Origin of the sequence: Lysobacter sp. FW306-1B-D06B, from assembly GCF_038446665.1 — a bacterium.
Classification (GTDB): Bacteria; Pseudomonadota; Gammaproteobacteria; order Xanthomonadales; family Xanthomonadaceae; genus Lysobacter_J.
On the sequence record NZ_CP151802.1, the window covers coordinates 2,852,364 to 2,868,940 of the forward strand.

15 protein-coding genes are annotated in these 16,577 nt (G+C 66.6%); 12 read left to right on the forward strand and 3 right to left on the reverse strand.

What is annotated here, in order from left to right; genetic code table 11:
• Positions 1-734 precede the first annotated feature (734 nt).
• Positions 735-3,536, reverse strand: coding sequence for a PAS domain S-box protein (locus AAFF32_RS13085; RefSeq protein ID WP_342315424.1), 2,802 nt, complete (start codon positions 3,534-3,536; stop codon positions 735-737).
• 27 nt (positions 3,537-3,563) lie between these two features.
• Between AAFF32_RS13085 and AAFF32_RS13090 the strand changes: the two genes are divergently transcribed.
• The gene (locus tag AAFF32_RS13090) at positions 3,564-4,322 is read left to right on the forward strand and encodes a hypothetical protein (RefSeq protein WP_342315425.1); all 759 of its coding nucleotides are present in this window, start codon (positions 3,564-3,566) and stop codon (positions 4,320-4,322) included.
• A gap of 20 nt (positions 4,323-4,342) precedes the next feature.
• On the opposite strand, the gene AAFF32_RS13095 is transcribed toward AAFF32_RS13090, so the two are convergent.
• Positions 4,343-5,929 (reverse strand): MASE1 domain-containing protein, encoded by a 1,587-nt coding sequence (locus AAFF32_RS13095; protein ID WP_342315426.1) that lies wholly within the window; start codon positions 5,927-5,929, stop codon positions 4,343-4,345.
• A gap of 89 nt (positions 5,930-6,018) precedes the next feature.
• On the opposite strand from AAFF32_RS13095, the gene AAFF32_RS13100 reads away from it, so the two are divergent.
• On the forward strand, positions 6,019-6,672 hold the full coding sequence (locus AAFF32_RS13100) for a response regulator transcription factor (protein ID WP_254201064.1): 654 nt from the start codon (positions 6,019-6,021) through the stop codon (positions 6,670-6,672).
• Here AAFF32_RS13100 and AAFF32_RS13105 read toward each other — a convergent pair.
• The gene (locus AAFF32_RS13105) at positions 6,669-7,451 is read right to left on the reverse strand and encodes a hypothetical protein (RefSeq protein WP_342315427.1); all 783 of its coding nucleotides are present in this window, start codon (positions 7,449-7,451) and stop codon (positions 6,669-6,671) included. The two genes, AAFF32_RS13100 and AAFF32_RS13105, sit on opposite strands and share 4 nt — an antisense overlap.
• Positions 7,452-7,682: 231 nt before the next feature.
• Between AAFF32_RS13105 and AAFF32_RS13110 the strand changes: the two genes are divergently transcribed.
• The 10 genes from AAFF32_RS13110 to AAFF32_RS13155 all read left to right on the forward strand — a co-directional run bounded on the left by AAFF32_RS13110 (position 7,683) and on the right by AAFF32_RS13155 (position 16,487).
• Complete coding sequence (locus AAFF32_RS13110; RefSeq protein WP_216966204.1) at positions 7,683-8,633, forward strand: acyl-CoA desaturase; 951 nt, start codon at positions 7,683-7,685, stop codon at positions 8,631-8,633.
• A gap of 1 nt (position 8,634) precedes the next feature.
• Positions 8,635-9,945 (forward strand): FAD-dependent oxidoreductase, encoded by a 1,311-nt coding sequence (locus AAFF32_RS13115; RefSeq protein ID WP_342315428.1) that lies wholly within the window; start codon positions 8,635-8,637, stop codon positions 9,943-9,945.
• Entirely contained in the window at positions 9,942-10,733 is a 792-nt protein-coding gene (locus tag AAFF32_RS13120; RefSeq protein ID WP_342315429.1) for a DUF1365 domain-containing protein, read from the forward strand. Before AAFF32_RS13115 ends, AAFF32_RS13120 begins: the two co-directional genes overlap by 4 nt.
• Entirely contained in the window at positions 10,730-12,001 is a 1,272-nt protein-coding gene (locus AAFF32_RS13125) for a cyclopropane-fatty-acyl-phospholipid synthase family protein (protein WP_342315430.1), read from the forward strand. The genes AAFF32_RS13120 and AAFF32_RS13125 overlap by 4 nt, the downstream gene beginning before the upstream one ends.
• Complete coding sequence (locus AAFF32_RS13130) at positions 12,001-12,534, forward strand: DUF2878 domain-containing protein (protein WP_342315431.1); 534 nt, start codon at positions 12,001-12,003, stop codon at positions 12,532-12,534. The genes AAFF32_RS13125 and AAFF32_RS13130 overlap by 1 nt, the downstream gene beginning before the upstream one ends.
• The gene (locus AAFF32_RS13135; RefSeq protein WP_216966211.1) at positions 12,531-13,310 is read left to right on the forward strand and encodes a DUF1295 domain-containing protein; all 780 of its coding nucleotides are present in this window, start codon (positions 12,531-12,533) and stop codon (positions 13,308-13,310) included. The genes AAFF32_RS13130 and AAFF32_RS13135 overlap by 4 nt, the downstream gene beginning before the upstream one ends.
• Positions 13,307-14,377 (forward strand): cyclopropane-fatty-acyl-phospholipid synthase family protein, encoded by a 1,071-nt coding sequence (locus tag AAFF32_RS13140; RefSeq protein WP_216966213.1) that lies wholly within the window; start codon positions 13,307-13,309, stop codon positions 14,375-14,377. Before AAFF32_RS13135 ends, AAFF32_RS13140 begins: the two co-directional genes overlap by 4 nt.
• A gap of 1 nt (position 14,378) precedes the next feature.
• Positions 14,379-14,933 (forward strand): lipocalin family protein, encoded by a 555-nt coding sequence (locus tag AAFF32_RS13145; protein ID WP_216966214.1) that lies wholly within the window; start codon positions 14,379-14,381, stop codon positions 14,931-14,933.
• Between the two features lie 122 nt (positions 14,934-15,055).
• Positions 15,056-15,652: a hypothetical protein gene (locus AAFF32_RS13150; protein ID WP_216966216.1), complete on the forward strand. Its 597-nt coding sequence runs from the start codon at positions 15,056-15,058 to the stop codon at positions 15,650-15,652.
• Entirely contained in the window at positions 15,636-16,487 is an 852-nt protein-coding gene (locus AAFF32_RS13155) for a hypothetical protein (RefSeq protein WP_342315432.1), read from the forward strand. The genes AAFF32_RS13150 and AAFF32_RS13155 overlap by 17 nt, the downstream gene beginning before the upstream one ends.
• Positions 16,488-16,577 lie beyond the last annotated feature (90 nt).

The window sequence follows — 16,577 nt, forward strand, 5'->3', positions numbered from 1 at the left end:
AGGCAGAAAATTTGAGCTTCCGAGAACCGAGGCAGTAATTCGGTGCGTTAGGTACGCACTACGCAGAACTATTGGGCCCGACGTCAGCAGATGGCTTCCGTTGTGTACGTCGAACCGGCCTCCAAATGGCATCTGACCACCTTGGCAGCTCGGTGTGCCCGCAGATTCAAGAGGCACCTGATCGCGAACCTAGATCCCGTTAGCCATCCTGACCTTCAGATGACGATGGCTCGCGCGGCTGGACTAGAAGGTTCCTGGCCCAGTTCAACACGGCCTCGTGAGGAATCGTTCGTCCGCTGGCGACGTCTTCCAGCCCTTCGACAATTGCCTGATGTTTCTCCAACTCCTCCATCGATATCTCCGCTCGTAACTTGCTCTACTGGCCGTTACAGAACCCGGTGGATCGGCTCCGACGGGCCCGAGCGCCGTGTTGCTCCAGTCCATGTCGCGGAGGCGCTCGCCCATCTGACCGCCGCCGGCAAGAATGTCCTGTCCCGTATGGGTCATCTCTGCAACTCTCCTCGCGCCGGCGGCCGTCTTGTCCATGGTAAGAATCTGGGGGCGCCGCACGCGCGCTCAGGGGCGCCCGCGGCCATGGGCGCGGCAGCTTCGACACCGCGTCCACGTTGCTGTATCGCGCTGTAACGCGACGAATAGATCCTTCGACGGAGGTTGAAAATGGGCACAGGGAAACTAGTCACCTCGCTCTTACGGCCTGGAAACTTGCTGGGCGTTCATCCCATGATGCGCAACGGCACGGCGGCGAGGATCTCCCGCAACGCTTGAATCGTTGCAGGTTTGACCAGGTGATGGTCGAACCCTGCCTCCAGTGCGCGATTGCGATCCTCTTCCTGGCCGAATCCAGTCAAGGCGACAAGCAGTGGCCTGCGACTTGCGCCGGTGCGGAGACGACGCGCGACTTCGTAACCATCCATGCCGGGCATCGCGATGTCGATGAAAGCGATCTCTGGCCCGAAGGCATCGTACGCCTCCAACGCTGCCGCGCCGTCATACGCGATATGCAGGTGCTGTCCAAGCGATTCGAGCATCATCGCCAGAGTGTCGGCCGACGATGTCAAATCGTCGACGACCAAGACGCGATGCGACGGGAGCGGGAGTGCTCCTGCGAGCGGCTGCGCCACTTCGGCATGCGAGGTCGCGTCGGAAATCGCGGGCAGGCGCACCTCGAACTCGCTGCCGAAGCCCAGGCCTTCGCTGCGCGCCTTTATGCTGCCGCCGTGCAGTTCGACGAGGCTCTTGACCAGCGTCAGGCCGATGCCCAGCCCACCATGCGCACGCCCAAGCGACTGATCCACCTGCGCGAACATCTCGAATACTTCCGTGAGCATGTCCGTCGGAATGCCCAACCCGCTGTCGCGAATCGTCACGATCGCCGCATCGCGTTCCTGCCTTGCGACAATGTGGATCTCGCCGCCCGGCGCGGTGTACTTGGCCGCGTTGTGCAGCAGGTTTCCGAAGACCTGTACGAGCCGGCCAATGTCCGCCTCAACGTACACCGGCTCCACGGGCAGGTCGACAACGAGTCGGTGTGCGTTGGAATCGATGAACGGCTTGAGTGCCTCGACGGCCTCCTGGACCGCAAGCGACAAGTCAAGCCGCTCCCGCCGCAAGTCGATGCGGCCGCGCGTGATTCGCGATACATCAAGCAGGTCGTCGATGAGCCGCGCCATCTGTCGGACCTGTCGCTCCATCATCCCGCGTAGCCGGCCGGCTTCCTCGGCCTTGCCCTCGACGTGCGGCCAGACCTGCAGTGCGTTGGAGATCGGCGTCAGCGGATTGCGCAGTTCATGCGCGAGCGTCGCGAGGAATTGGTCCTTGCGACGGCTGGCTTCCTCGACAGCCTCTTCCGCGCGACGGCGCGCATCGATGTCGAACACCACGCCCACCATGCCCGCGTACTCACCGGTTTCCGAGTACCACGGTCGGCCCAGGTCCACCGCCCATCGGTAGGAGCCGTCGGCGGTGCGAAGGCGGTATTCGGTCTGGAACTGCTGGCGCTTTTGGTTTGCCTCGAGGAACGCGTTGCGCGCATGCTCCTGGTCGTCCGGATGCGTCGCTGTGGTCCACCCCAAGCCCAGCGCCTGGGCTTCCGTCTGGCCGGTCAGCTCGTACCACTGGCTGGACAGGAAGGTGCAATGGCCGTTTGGATCGGTCAGCCAGAGCGCGGCCGGCGATGCGTTCGCCATCAGGCGGAAGCGCGCTTCATCCTCGCGCAGAACTTCCTCGGCCATGCGTCGCTCGGTAATGTCGGCGACGGTACCTGCATAGCTCGTCAACACGCGGGACGCGCCGCTCCCCTCGAAGCTGGGAATGCCGCGTGCCTCCAGCCAGCGGGTGGCACCATCCGGACGACGGATGCGGTACTCGATCGCGTAAGGTTCCGGCTCGGACGACCTGATCGCGGCCTCGGCTGCGGCCCGCAGTCGAGGGGCGTCTTCCTCATACACGAGATGACGGATCTCATCGACGTGACGCGGCGACGATGCGTCCAGTCCATAGATCTGCCCATAACGCTCGTCGTGCGTGACGGCGCCGGTCGCGGTGTCGTACTGCCACCATCCCAGCTGGGCGGCGTCGAGCGCTAGCTGGCGCTGCTCGGCCAGGGACGCGAGCCGCTGCGTCTGCGCTTCGCGCGCGGCTTCCAGCAGCACACCGTGCGTGGTCTCGGTACACACGCAATACATGCCGGCGATTCGGCCGTCGTCGCCGGTGACCGGCGAGTAGGAGAACGTGAACCAGGTCTGCTCGTCGTAGCCCTTTCGGCTCATCAGCAACGGCATGTTCTCGACGTAGCTGGCCTCGCCCTGCAGCGCACGGTGCGCCAACGGCCCCACCTCGCTCCAGATCTCCGACCAGATCTCCTCGAACGGCCGCCCCAGTGAGGACGGATGCTTCGCGCCGAGGATCTCCGCGTAAGGATCGTTGTACACGAAGCCCAGCTGCGGTCCCCAGGCGACGAACATGGGGAACTTGGACCACAGCAGGAGGCTGACAACGCTGCGCAGCGATTGCGGCCACTGCGCCGGCGGGCCGAGAGGCGAGCCGCTCCAGTCGTGGCTGCGCATCATCGAAGCCACCTTGCCCGGCGCATCAAGGAACTCAAGGTTGGCGCTCGCTGGCATGATCGGGCACGGCTCGAGGGAAGGCGGCGAGTATCGCAGAAGGTCTGCAGGTATCGCGTCAGCGTCAGCTTCCTCGTCGCTCCCAACCCGCTGCGACGGCGCCGGCGCGAGGTAGATAGCGATCTCACGCGTTAGCGCCCCTAATCCTGGCGCGATTGGTGCCCGATGAGACGACGGAGTGAATGCCGCCGCGCCGGTCGAGGGAGTCCGCCCGGCACGGCAGCCGGCCCTCGCAGGGTGCGGGCCGGACACCAACTGGATGGCGCCGACAATACGATCGACCGCGACGAATGGCGGCGTCCAGCGAAGGACCAACAGGCCGGCCTGCGTAGTTCTACTGACGTCCGACCAGTGCTGCGACGCATGCGCGAGACGCGGGCGATGCGGTTCCATCGTTGCGTTCTCGAATGGAGCACGCCCATGCGATACCTCGCCCTGCTGAGCGCGCTGTCGATGCCGGCAATCGCGTTCCTCACGATGCGCGACGCGTTCGGGCCCGATACCGGCGCCGTTTCGGACCGCTACCCCACCCTCTTGTCCGCCGCTGGCTACGCCTTCGGGATCTGGGGGCTGATCTTCCTGCTCGACATCGCATACGCCGGCTGGCAGTTCTTCCGCCGCTCGCATCCGCAGCGCGACCGTGTGGTGCCAATGGCGACGGCCGGGTTCGTGCTCACGGCGGCGTGGATGCCAGTGTTCTCGATGGGCTGGTTCGTCGCGGCATGGGCCATCATCATCGCCGCGCTGGTGTGCCTGCTGTACTGCGCGACAACGCTCTCGCAACCGGCCCGCACATGGCCGGGAGAGACGGTCTTCGCGTGGCTGCCCCTCTCGCTTCATGCGGGCTGGCTTTCGCTGGCGGTGTTTCTCAACACAGCGCAGCTGATCGTCGCGCACCAATGGTTGTCCACCGCCGTGCAGCTCCCGTGGAGCATCGCGCTGCTGGGCGGCGCGGCGACCCTGCTGCTGCTCGCCAATCTGGCAATGCGCGGAAATATCCCCTACGTGGCGGCCGCGGTGTGGGGCCTGGTCGCGCTGTACGTGAAGCAGTCCGGCGCGTCAATGGATGGCGCTAGCACCACGGGGATCGCGGCACTCATCCTCGCGTTGGCGCTGGCCGTGCAAAGCGCGTGGCTCCACTGGAATCGCGACGCGCCGGAGATCGGCGAGGCGGCATGACGATGCGCTTGCGTGACCCGCTAACCCCAGGTGTCGTCGCGCTGGTTCGCCTGCGAAGCGACGCCCGCCACTCGCGCGATGACTCGCGTTCCACCGTGCAAGCCACTCACCAGCCGAAGCTCGCCGCCGATTTCGCGAGCACGCTCGCGCATGCTGAGCAGACCCAGTCCGCGCGGCGCATCGTGCCGATGATCTTCAAGCCCGACGCCGTCGTCGCCGATCTCAAGCTGGATGTCGGACCCCACACGTTGGAGACGCACGGTGACCTGACTGGCGTGGGCATGCTTCTCGACGTTGCGCAGCGACTCCTGCGCGATGCGGTACAGCGCGGTGGAGACTTCGAGCGGGAGGTCGGGCAACTCGTCCAGTTCTGCATGCACGCGCAGCTCGGCCGGTTGCGCTTCGCAGAGCGAACGCAGCGCCATCGTCAGGCCCGTGTACCGCAGCAGGCTGGGGTGCAGCTCGTGCGAAAGGCGGCGTACGTCTTCGGACACGTCGGTCACGGCCGCCTGCAGTTCGCCGAGCAACTCGCGTTCGGCCGCCCCCTGCGTGTTCTGGCGGGCGATGCTCAGTCGAATCGCGATGGAGGCGATGGACTGGTTGATGCCGTCGTGCAGGTCGCGCGCGATGCGGCTTCGCTCGTCCTCCTGGGCGCGCATCAGCTGCACCGTCATCGACTGCAGCCGCTGGTGCGCGTGCTGCAGCGCCTGCGTGCGCGTAGCGCGCTGCTCGACGACTACGGTCATGTAGAGCAGCGCTACGGTGAGCGAGGCGGTCCACAGCTGAACGGCGATCGTGGTCGTGGCCAGGTCGTCGCGGATGAAAGGCCCTACACCGGCGACGCTGAAGTGCATGGCCAGCAGGCCCACGGCGAGCATCGCCAGCGAGGCGCCGACGGCGCGGAAGCTCACCATGGCCCAGATCAGGAATGGCACCGGTGCGACCACCAGCGCCGGCTGGAGACGTTGCATGGGCAAGTGCCACGTCCACAGCAGGCACAAGACCACCAGCAGCCCCGCGCCGACAGCGAGGCTGGTGCCATTGGCTTCCAGCGGCACCGCGTTGCGCCGACGCATCGCGGTCCACACGACGGCTGGTACGAGCATCAGGTTGCCAAGACTCTGCGCGAGCGTGACGTTGGGCCAATCCGACAGGTACGGTTCCAGTACGTTGCCGCGGATCGCGATGGCGATCCACGCAGCGCTGAGCATCGGGAGCGCGAGTCCGCCGAGCACCACGAAGGCGGTAAGCAGGCGGAAGTCCTCCAGCGGAGATTGCAGGCGGCTGCGCAGCGATTCCAGCGCCATCGCGACCGCCGGAGTGAGTACCAGCGAGCCCAGCATCGCGACCGTGACCGCCAGCGGCGGAACGCCCAGGACGCCGAATGCCGCTGCCTCGCCGACAGCCGTGCCGAGCAGGCAGGCCCACCAGCGCCGGCGTGGCTGCAGCAACAGCGCGCCCAGAAGGACCGCGCCCGGGAACCACACCATATGACTGCGCGGGTTCGGCATCCAGAGCAGCATCGACGCCCACTGCGAGCACGCCACCGACACCGCCACGATGCCGGCGACGGCGAAAGGATGGCCGGTCGCGCGGTGCATGCTCATGATGACCTCCTGCAACTTTCCAGCCCGTCAGTGGAGTACCCTCGCCACGGAGGCACCCTCCTCCGCCGCAGGTCACGATGATGCCCGAGATGCCCGCTGATCGACCACGCGTCGTGCTTGCCGACGACCACCGCCTGGTGGCCGAAGGGCTCCAGCGCCTGCTGGAAGACGAGTGCGAACTGGTGGCGTGCGTGTCCAGCGGCACCGCACTCCTGGACGCCGTTCATCTGTACGCGCCTGACCTGGTGGTAACCGACCTCAGCATGCCCGATCGCAACGGCCTCAGCGTCATGCGCGAACTGCGCGCGACCGGCGTGGAGGTGCCGTTCGTATTCTTGACCATGCACGCCGAGCCCACGCTCGCGGAGCAGGCCCTGCGCGCCGGTGCATCGGCCTACGTGTTGAAGAGTTCCGCCGGCGAGGAACTGCTCCGGGCGATCCACGCGGTGCGTGGGGGCCGCACCTACATCACCCCGACGCTGGGTGCGCACGTGATCGCCGCACCCGGTCGAGGCCAGAAACAGGAGCTCACCGACAAGCAGATGCAGGTGCTGCAACTGGTGTCGGCCGGCCTGCGGTCCAAGCAGATCGCCGCCGAACTCGGCGTGTCCGTGCGAACGGTCGAGTCGCACAAGTACGCGATCATGCAGGCGCTCGACGTGCACAGTACGCTGGAGCTGGTGCGCAAGGCCGATGAATACGGCCTCACGCCTGGGCTTCGCACGACGCGCCCCATCCCCTAGAAGTCCCACCGCACCGCCAGCGTCACCGGAACGGAAATGCGCCGGCCCGTGTCGTTGATGCGGGACAGGCCCAGCGGTCCGATCGCGCTGTCGTCTCCTTCCAGGTCGTCGACGTAGCGCACGCCGGTTTCGGCGATGAAACTGGCGTGTTCGGAAAGCGGAACGTTTACGCCGACATCCAGCCCCGCACTGAGGGCCCATTTCTTCTCGTAGAGCGGCGCGTTGGGGATCAGAATATCGGCTGCGGGGATCTGGAAGGTCGCATCAATGTCGTCCGTCTCCGTGCCGCCCAGGCGCGCGGCCACGTACGGACGGGCAAAACCGGGATCCATGAAGAACCAGCGCACACCCACTTCCGCGCTCCACGCCTGGTAGGACGAGAACCGGCCATACACCGGTAGTGCGACATCGAGGGCGGGCACGTAGGCCTCGCCGACCTGCACGTTCCCCGCCGACGCGTGCGTCTCCCGCAGTTCGCCGAATACTTCCATGCGGTCGCTCATGCCCCATGCCATGCGCAGCCCGTACGTGGAGGCCATGTCGTAGACGCGTTCGTGCGTGCGCGAGCCGATGCGCAACTGCGCGTCGACGCCTGCCAGCGCCGGGTTGAGCGGCCCGAGATCGGGAACGTCGACCGTCGCACCGTCGTGCACGTCGCCGCTGACAGGGACATCGCCGCCGCCGAGCAGTGTGAGCGAGAACCGGCCGGGTTGGGGACCGGCGGCATGCGCCGATGTACAGGCCAGAAATGCGATCGCCGCAATCGTCATCGTTTTCATGAGCATCTCCGTAGAAGGATCGTCGTGGACACGATGCGGCCACCATGCATGCGTTGCCGCGTCAGCTCGACGTTAGCGCCGGCGCCGCCGCATGCCTTCGGTACAACTACGCAACTTCGCGCGGTCAGCGCCGGTACTTCCTGAAAAGGACCGCCGGTCTACGCAAATATACGGATGTGGCCGACGGGCCCTGCGTGCCATAAAGCGTCCCGGATCCTTCGTGGCGACCCGATGCCTGCTCCGTCTCCCCTGCCCTGGCGCTTCCACGTGCTCGCCTCGGTTCGCCGATGGTTCGACGCCGGCGCGACGCACGTGCCCGACGAGATCGACGATTTCGACAGGCTCGACCTCGTGCGCGTCGTACCTTTCGTCGCGATGCACCTGGCCTGCCTCGGCGTGTTCTGGGTCGGCGTGTCGGCCACGGCGGTCGTCGTCGCGGCGGTGCTGTACGCGGTGCGGATGTTCGCAATCACCGCGTTCTACCACCGCTATTTCTCGCATCGCACTTTTCACGCGTCGCGCCCGGTGCAGTTCGCCTTCGCGTTGATAGGCGCCTCCTGCGTGCAGCGCGGCCCGCTCTGGTGGGCGGCTCATCATCGCCACCACCACGCGCATGCCGATTCGCCGCAGGACCTTCATTCCCCCCGCGTCCACGGGTTCTGGCGCAGCCACGTCGGCTGGTTCCTCACCCGACGCGCGTTCGCCACGGACCTCTCGCGCGTGCCGGATCTCGCTCGCTACGCGGAACTTCGGTGGCTGGACCGTTACGACATCGTCATTCCCGTAGCGCTTGCGTCGGCGCTCTACGGCCTGGGCGCGTTCCTGCAGCACGCCGCGCCGTCTCTCGAAACCAGCGGCATGCAACTGGTCGTCTGGGGATTCTTCGTTTCCACCATAGTGCTGTTCCATGTGGCGGTGACGATCAATTCGCTGGCGCACCGCTTCGGCAGCCGACGCTTCGAGACGCGCGACGACAGCCGCAACAACGCGTGGCTGGCGCTGCTCACCTTCGGCGAGGGTTGGCACAACAACCACCACTTCTTCCCGGGGACGGCGCGACAGGGCTTCCGCTGGTGGGAGATCGACCTGACCTGGTACGGCCTGAAGTTGCTGGCCTGGGTCGGTCTCGTGCGCGACCTCAAGCCCGTGCCGGCCTGGGTCTGGGCGCGGGCGAGGCACTGAGATGCGGATCGCGATCATCGGCTCGGGCATCTCGGGACTCGGCGCGGCGTGGCTGCTGTCGCGCGAGCACGAAGTCGTGCTGTTCGAAGCGAACGACTATCTCGGCGGACACACGCACACGCACGAGGTGGACGTGGACGGCGTAGCGCTGGCGGTGGATACCGGCTTCATCGTGCACAACCCCGTCCACTATCCCCTGCTCACACGGCTGTTCCGCGAACTGGACGTGCCCACGCAGGACACCACCATGAGCTTCTCGGTGCACAACGAACGCACCGGCCTGGAATACAACGCCAACTCGCTCGACGCACTGTTCTGCCAGCGGCGGAACCTGATGTCGCCGCGGTTCCTTCGCATGCTGGCCGACCTGTGGCGCTTCTACCGAATCGCGCCGCGACTGCTCGCCGGCACCGATCCCGGCCCCACGCTGGGCGATTACCTGCTCGCTCAGGGCTTCGGCGAGGCGTTCCGCGACGATCACCTGGTTCCCATGGCTTCCGCGCTGTGGTCGGCGCCCGCCGATCAGATCCTGCACTTTCCCGCTCGGCACCTGGTGCAGTTCATGGCGAACCACCAGATGCTGCAGGCCGTCGGGCGGTCGCAGTGGAAGGTCGTGCGCGGAGGCTCGCGGCGCTACGTGGACGCGCTTGCCAAACGGTGGTCGGCGTCCGTGCGACTCGCCGCTCCGGTGCAGGCCGTCCGAAGGCTGCAGAATGGCATCGCGCTGACGACCGCCGAGGGAGAGGAGACCTTCGACCAGGTGGTGCTGGCGTGCCACAGCGACCAGGCGCTTTCGCTCCTGTCCGACGCGGACGAACGTGAGCGCGAGGTGCTCGGCGCAATCGCCTACCAGACCAACGACGTCGTCCTCCACACCGACGAACGACTGCTCCCTCGCAACCGAAAGGCATGGGCAGCGTGGAACGCTCACGTCGGCGCCGACGTGGCGCAGGCGTGCACTGTGAGCTACTGCATGAACCTGCTGCAAGGTTTGCCGTTAACGACGCCAGTGGTGGTGACGCTCAATCGCAGCGATGCCATCGATCCGCGTCGCATCCTCAAGCGCGTGCGTTACCACCATCCGGTCTTCACGACCGAAGCGGTCGCCGCGCAGGCGCGCCGACACGAGATACAGGGCCGTCGCGGCACCTGGTTTGCAGGCGCGTACTGGGGATGGGGATTCCACGAGGACGGGCTTCGCAGCGCCGTCGAGGTCGCCCGCTCGCTCGGGGTCGCGTGGCCGGAGATCGCGCCGGAACCGCGCTCGATCGACAACGCGACGCCCGGCAATCTCGCGTGGGGCCGCGCATGAGCGACGGCGGCGAACGCATGCGGCCGCGCAGCAGCGCACTGTACGAAGGTACGGTGCGGCACCGCCGTTTCGCGCCGCGTCGGCATGCTTTCCAGTACCGGATGGCGCAGCTATTCCTCGATCTGGACGAAGTGGAAGCGATCCTGGATGCGCATCCGCTCTGGTCCACGCGCGGCCGCAACCTCGGCGAATTCCGCCGCAGCGATTACCTCGGCCCCGTCGAGGTGCCGCTCGCACAGGCGGTGCGCCAACGCATCGCGACAGTCACCGGTTCATCGTCCATCGGGCCGATCCGCTTGCTTACCCACGCCCGCTATTGCGGTCACGTGTTCAACCCGGTGAGCTTCTACTACTGCTACGGAGCCGACCACAGGACGCTGGAACATGTCGTGGCCGAGATCACGAATACACCATGGGGCGAACGGCACGCCTACGTGCTGCCGGTCGTGGCCGCGGAGCCACGCGGACGCGCATTCCACTGGCAGTTCGACAAGACCTTCCACGTCTCGCCGTTCATGCCGATGCGACGCCGCTACGCTTGGACGTTCACGCCGCCCGGCGACACCCTGCATGTGCACATGAACGTGTACGACGACCAGCGGCGCGAGTTCGACGCCACGCTGTCGCTGGAGCGCCGCCCGCTCGATGCGGCCGCGCTGTCGCGCGTACTGTGGCGATATCCCGCGATGACGCTGCAGATCGTCGGTGCCATCCACTGGCAGGCGCTGAAGCTCTGGCTCAAGCGCATTCCTTTCCACCCTCATCCCGGCGAAGGCACGGCACCATGAGCGACACCGCGCAGCAAACCCTTCCCCTGCCCGGCGTCGGCGCCATCGATCGGCTCCTGCGCGGTCGCGTCGTGTCGCAGCTCAACGCATTGCGTTCCGGCGCCGTCGTGCTGCACGACCCGTGGGGGTCGATCACGCTCGGCGAGAACGCCGGCCATGCGCGGTGGCCGACGCTGCACGTGAGCGACACACGCTTCTATCGCGCTGTGGCGCTTGGCGGCAGCGTCGGCGCCGCCGAGGCGTACATGGACGGCGCGTGGACGTGCGACGACCTGGTCGGCCTGGTGCGACTGCTTGTACGTAATCGCGATCTGCTGGACAACGTGGAGCGCGGCCCCGCGCGCGCTGCCGGGTGGGCGCTCCGCCTGGCCCACGCGCTGCGAAGGAATACCGCGTCGGGCGCACGCCGCAACATCGCGGCCCACTACGACCTGGGCAATACCTTCTTCCGGCTGTTCCTGTCCGACGACCTGATGTACTCGTCGGCATTGTTCGAACGCGAAGACGAAACGCTGGAGGCGGCCTCCAAACGCAAGCTCGATACGATCTGCAGCAAGCTGCAACTGCGCCAAGGCGATCGCGTGCTGGAAATCGGCACCGGCTGGGGCGGGTTCGCAGTGCACGCCGCGCGCGAGTACGGATGCCACGTGACCACCACGACGCTTTCGCGCGAGCAGTACGAACTGGCGGGCCAGCGCGTCGCCGAGGCCGGACTGCAGGATCGCGTGGCCGTCCTGCTGCGCGATTTCCGCGAGCTGGACGGAACCTATGACAAGCTCGCGTCTGTCGAAATGGTGGAGGCCATCGGACCGGAGAACCTGCGCCGCTATTTCGCGTGCATCGGTGAGCGGCTCTCGGAAAAGGGGCTCGCACTGGTTCAGGCCATCACCATCGAAGACCACCGTTACGAGCAGGCAGTTCGGTCGGTCGACTTCATCAAGCGTTACGTGTTCCCTGGCTCGTTCATCCCGTCCATCGCCGCGATGATGTCAGCGAAGGCGGCGGCCAGCGATCTTTCACTGCTGCACCTGGAGGACATGGGACTTTCATACGCACGGACGTTGAAGGCCTGGCGGGGTCGCTTCCTGGACCGATTGCCACAAGTGCGCGCACTTGGTTTCGACGAACGTTTCATCCGCATGTGGGAGTTCTACCTGGCCTACTGCGAAGGCGGCTTTCGCGAGCGATCGATCGGTGTCGCGCAGATGCTCTTCGCGCGTCCAGGGTATCGGCCGCACGCGCAGGACGCGGCCCTTACGGAGGAATGATGCGTTCCCTGGCGAACTTCGCCGGCTTCCAGATTGCATGGTGGGCCTGCGTGCTCGGCGCGGTCCATGGCGCGCCGTGGCTGGGTGTCGTCGCGTGCGTCGCCTTCGTCGCACTGCAGTGGCTCGCGTCGTCGTGCCGCCGCGCGGACGCTTGGCTGGTTGCCTGCGCCGTCTTGACGGCTGTGGCGTTTGACGGGTCTCTCGCGCAGCTGGGCTGGATCGACTACCGCGGCAGCATCGCTCTCCCCGCGCCCGCGTGGATCGTCGCGTTGTGGGCCGCGTTCGCGATGACGATTAACCACTCGCTGGCATGGCTGCGTCCCGGAATGGCGATCGTACTCGGCGCCGTGGGCGGACCAATGGCGTATCTGGGTGCGGAGCGGCTGGGCGCCATCGAATTGATCGCCACGGTGCAAGCCACGATCGCGCTGGCGATCGGCTGGGCGATCGCAACCTGGGCGCTCACGCTGGTCGCGCGACACGCGCGCGGCGGCGCCGTCTCCAGACCGTTCGCCGTGGGCAGCTCGCGATGAGCACCGGCGCTTCGCTGCTGCTCGTGTGGGCGCTCGCGGCGCTCGCGCAGACGCTCGCCTGGTGGTGGCAGCAGCGCCACCGCAACGCGGGACTGGTCGACGTCGTGTGGGCGGGCGGCGTCGCAGCGGCGGCCGTGCTGCTGGCGGCACTGGGGGATGGCGCTACGGCGCCGCGCCTGCTGCTCGCACTGCTCGGCGGACTCTGGGGCCTTCGCCTGGCGTGGCACCTCTGGCGGCGCGTGCACGGCGAACACGAGGACGGCCGCTACGGCGCGTTGCGTGATGGCTGGGGCGATGCACCGCTGCGATGGCTCGTGCTGTTCCAGGCGCAGGCGCTGCTGGTGGTGCTGTTCGCGCTGCCCTTTGCGGCAGTGGCGCGCAATCCGCTGGAATCCACCGGGTTCCTATGGGCGGCCGTGCTCGTATGGGTGGTCTCACTCGTTGGCGAAACGGTTGCCGATGCGCAGCTCGCCCGCTTTCGCTCGCGCCCCGAAAACCGCGGCCGCACGATGCGCACCGGCCTGTGGCGCTACAGCCGGCACCCCAACTACTTCTTCGAGTGGCTGCACTGGTTCGCCTACGTGCTACTCGCCGTGGGATCGCCGATCGCGTGGCTGGCCTGGTCAGGCCCGCTGACGATGTATGCCTTCCTGCGCTGGCTCAGTGGCGTGCCGCACACCGAGCGCCAGGCGTTGCGCACGCGCGGCGACGACTACCGCCGTTACCAACGCTCCACCCCGATGCTGTTCCCCTGGTTTCCGAAGGAAGACCGATGAGCACCGTGCTGCATGCGATTCCCGACCTGCCCGCCCCTGGCCTGCTGGGGATGGCCGAACGCGCGCTCCTGCCCGATGCCGTGGTCCGATTCGGCATCCGTCGCCTGTGCGCGCAACGCTTGCGCGAGGAGCATGCCGGCGGCACCCAGGGGCAGTCGCAACGCATGACGCAACGATTGTCGATGTTGCGCCACAGCCCGCTCGCCCTTCATACCGATGCTGCCAACCGCCAGCATTACGAACTGCCGGCTGCGTTCTTCCAGGCCTGTCTCGGCGCGCGGCTAAAGTACTCGTGTTGCTACTACCCCACCGGCCGCGAAACGCTCGACGAAGCCGAGGACGCCATGCTCGAGCTTTACGCCGAGCGCGCGCGCCTGGCCGATGGACTCGACATCCTCGAGCTTGGCTGCGGCTGGGGGTCCCTCACGTTATGGATGGCGCAACGATACCGTCATTCGCGCATCACGGCCGTGTCGAACTCGCATGGGCAGCGCGAGCATATCCTGGCCCGATGCCACGAGCTGGGCCTCAACAACGTTCGCGTCATCACCTGCGACGTCAACCGCCTCGAACTCGACCGCACCTCGTTCGATCGCTGTGTGTCCGTGGAGATGTTCGAGCACATGCGCAACTACGACGTGCTGATGCGGCGCATCGCCCGATGGCTGCGCCCCGACGGCAGCCTCTTCGTGCACATCTTCTGCCACCGCACCCTGCTCTATCCGTTCGATGACGACGGCAAGGACGACTGGATGGGACGCCACTTCTTCACCGGCGGCCTTATGCCCGCCGCCGACACGCTGCTGCATTTCCAGCAGTCGTTGCAGCTGGACGAACGCTGGATAATGGACGGGGAGCACTATGCGCGCACCGCCAACCACTGGCTGGCCAACCACGACGCACGACGCGATGAAGTGATGCGCCATCTGCGCCAGGCCTACGGCGATGCCGCGGGCTTGTGGAACCAGCGCTGGCGCATGTTCTGGATGGCCTGCGCGGAGTTGTTCGGGTATCGCGACGGCGAGGAATGGCAGGTGGCCCACTACCGCTTCGTGCGGGAGGACTGACATGAGACTTCCATCCGCACTCATCGCCGGTGTGCTCGCACTGTGCGGTTGCGCCCATACCGCGCCCACTGTGCCCAGGGTCGCGACGGTGGACATCCCGCGCTTCATGGGCGACTGGTACGTGATCGCCCACATCCCGTCGTTCCCCGAGCGAGAGGCCTACAACGCCATCGAGTCGTACTCGATGCGCGACGACGGCCGCATACAGACGCATTTCCGCTACCGGCGTGGAAGCTTCGACGCGCCGGTGCGCATGATGGAGCCCATTGGCACCGTGCGGCCGGGCACGGGTAATGCGGTGTGGGGAATGCAGTTCATCTGGCCGATCCAGGCTGAATATGTCATCTCCCATCTCGACCCGGATTACACGCTCACCATCGTCGCCCGCAGCAAGCGCGACTACGCTTGGATCATGGCGCGCACGCCCACGATTTCCGACGCGATGTACGCCGATGCCGTGCAGCGACTGCGCGACATGGGCTACCCCATGGACCAACTGCGCAAGGTGCCGCAACGCTGGCCGGAATCGCGCGGCACCGGTGACACCGAACGCTGATCCCTGCGTACAACTACCGAGCCCGATTGCGTGCTTGTCCGCTGGAGGCCCAGCGAATGCGGGGAGAAGCTAGGATCACCGCGCGTGCCTTGCGCGGTTCCCCTACGGATGAGGAAGATTCCATGCGCACTCCAGCTCTCATCGGCGGCGTCCTGCTGGTCTCGTCGCTCGCTCTCGCTACTCCGGCGCATGCCGCGCCCACTGTTTCGACAATCGGCGGCGACACGCGCGTCGAACTCAGCCCGACGTTCACCGGCGCACTGGGCAGCCTGGGCGTCCGCGCCACGGCGAGCCATCCTGCGCGCCTGCGCGGCGGGACCGCATCCTTCCCGATCCCGGCCGGTGAAGTCGACCTGGGCACGATCAAGGGCGAGATCGTGCATACCGGCGGGCTCGATCTCGCCGCCGGCGCCTTGATGGTGAACCTGGGCAGCTTCGTGATCGACACCACCGGCGCCACGCCGGTCCTTACCGGGCTGGTGAAGGTGAACGACTCCGTGGTCGGCCGACTTCCGTTGTTCGATCTCGGGCTGTCTACCGCGCCCACCGTGAAACGCAACGCGCGCGTCGGTCAGCTCCGTGTTGGCGACGTCGCTGTCACGCTGACGGCCGATGCGGCCTCCGCGCTCAATACGGTGTTCGGCGTGTCCGCCTTCACCGCAGGCATCCCGATTGGCACGGCACACGTGAACACCTGGTTCTATGAGCCCGACAGGTAAGCACGAACATCTGATTTCTGGCACGCGCGTGCGACCGGCCGCGGATCGCATATCGCAGTCGGCCGCGACCGCGCGTAGCGCCCGCGCGCTCGCGATGTTGTTGTTCGCAAGTGGGGTGGCCGGCGGAGCCACCATCGAACATACGACGGGACAAGCGACGGACCTGCGTACCGGCCGCCTGCTGTACGAGGAGCAGCATTGGATCCGCACCACCGGGAGCGAACGCACTCGTCTGGTCGTGTACAGATGTCCCGATGGACGGGCATTCGCGCGCAAGCGGGTGATCGACACCGCGTTGCCGGGCGCGCCCGTCTTCGAGTTCGACGATGCCCGCGACGGCTACCGCGAAGGCGTGGATGGCGCATCGGGTACGCGTCGGGCGTACTGGCGCGCGTCGGCGTTCTCGCCGCTGCGCGAGCGGACGGTGGTCGTCGGCTCCGACACGGTGATCGACGCGGGCTTCGACGACTGGGTGCGCGAACGATGGAACTCACTCGCAGACGGCTCACCGTCGCGCGCCCAGTTTGTCGTGCCCAGCCGCGGCGCACAGGTGCCCATACGCGTCCAGCGCGTGGATGCGCCAGGGGCCGGCCTCGTACGTTTCCGGCTCAGCCTCGATAGCTGGCTGGACTTCGTCGCGCCCAGCATGCAGATCACCTACGACGCCAGCACTCGACGCCTTCGTACATTCGAGGGCATCGGGACGATACGTGGACCCAACGGCACTCCGCTGAAGGTGCGCATAGATTTTCCGAGGGCCTCACAACGCGCTGATTCGTCCAGGAGCGCCTACGAAGCAGCGCTGAAAATGCCTTTGGTTGCGCGGTGCGAATGATGGCGCGTATCTCTGCGCGTGAGCGGACCTCGTGTCCTGCATTACTGCGAGCCAGTCGCACCGCCGCATTGCGTCGTCGGCTCGACGTCC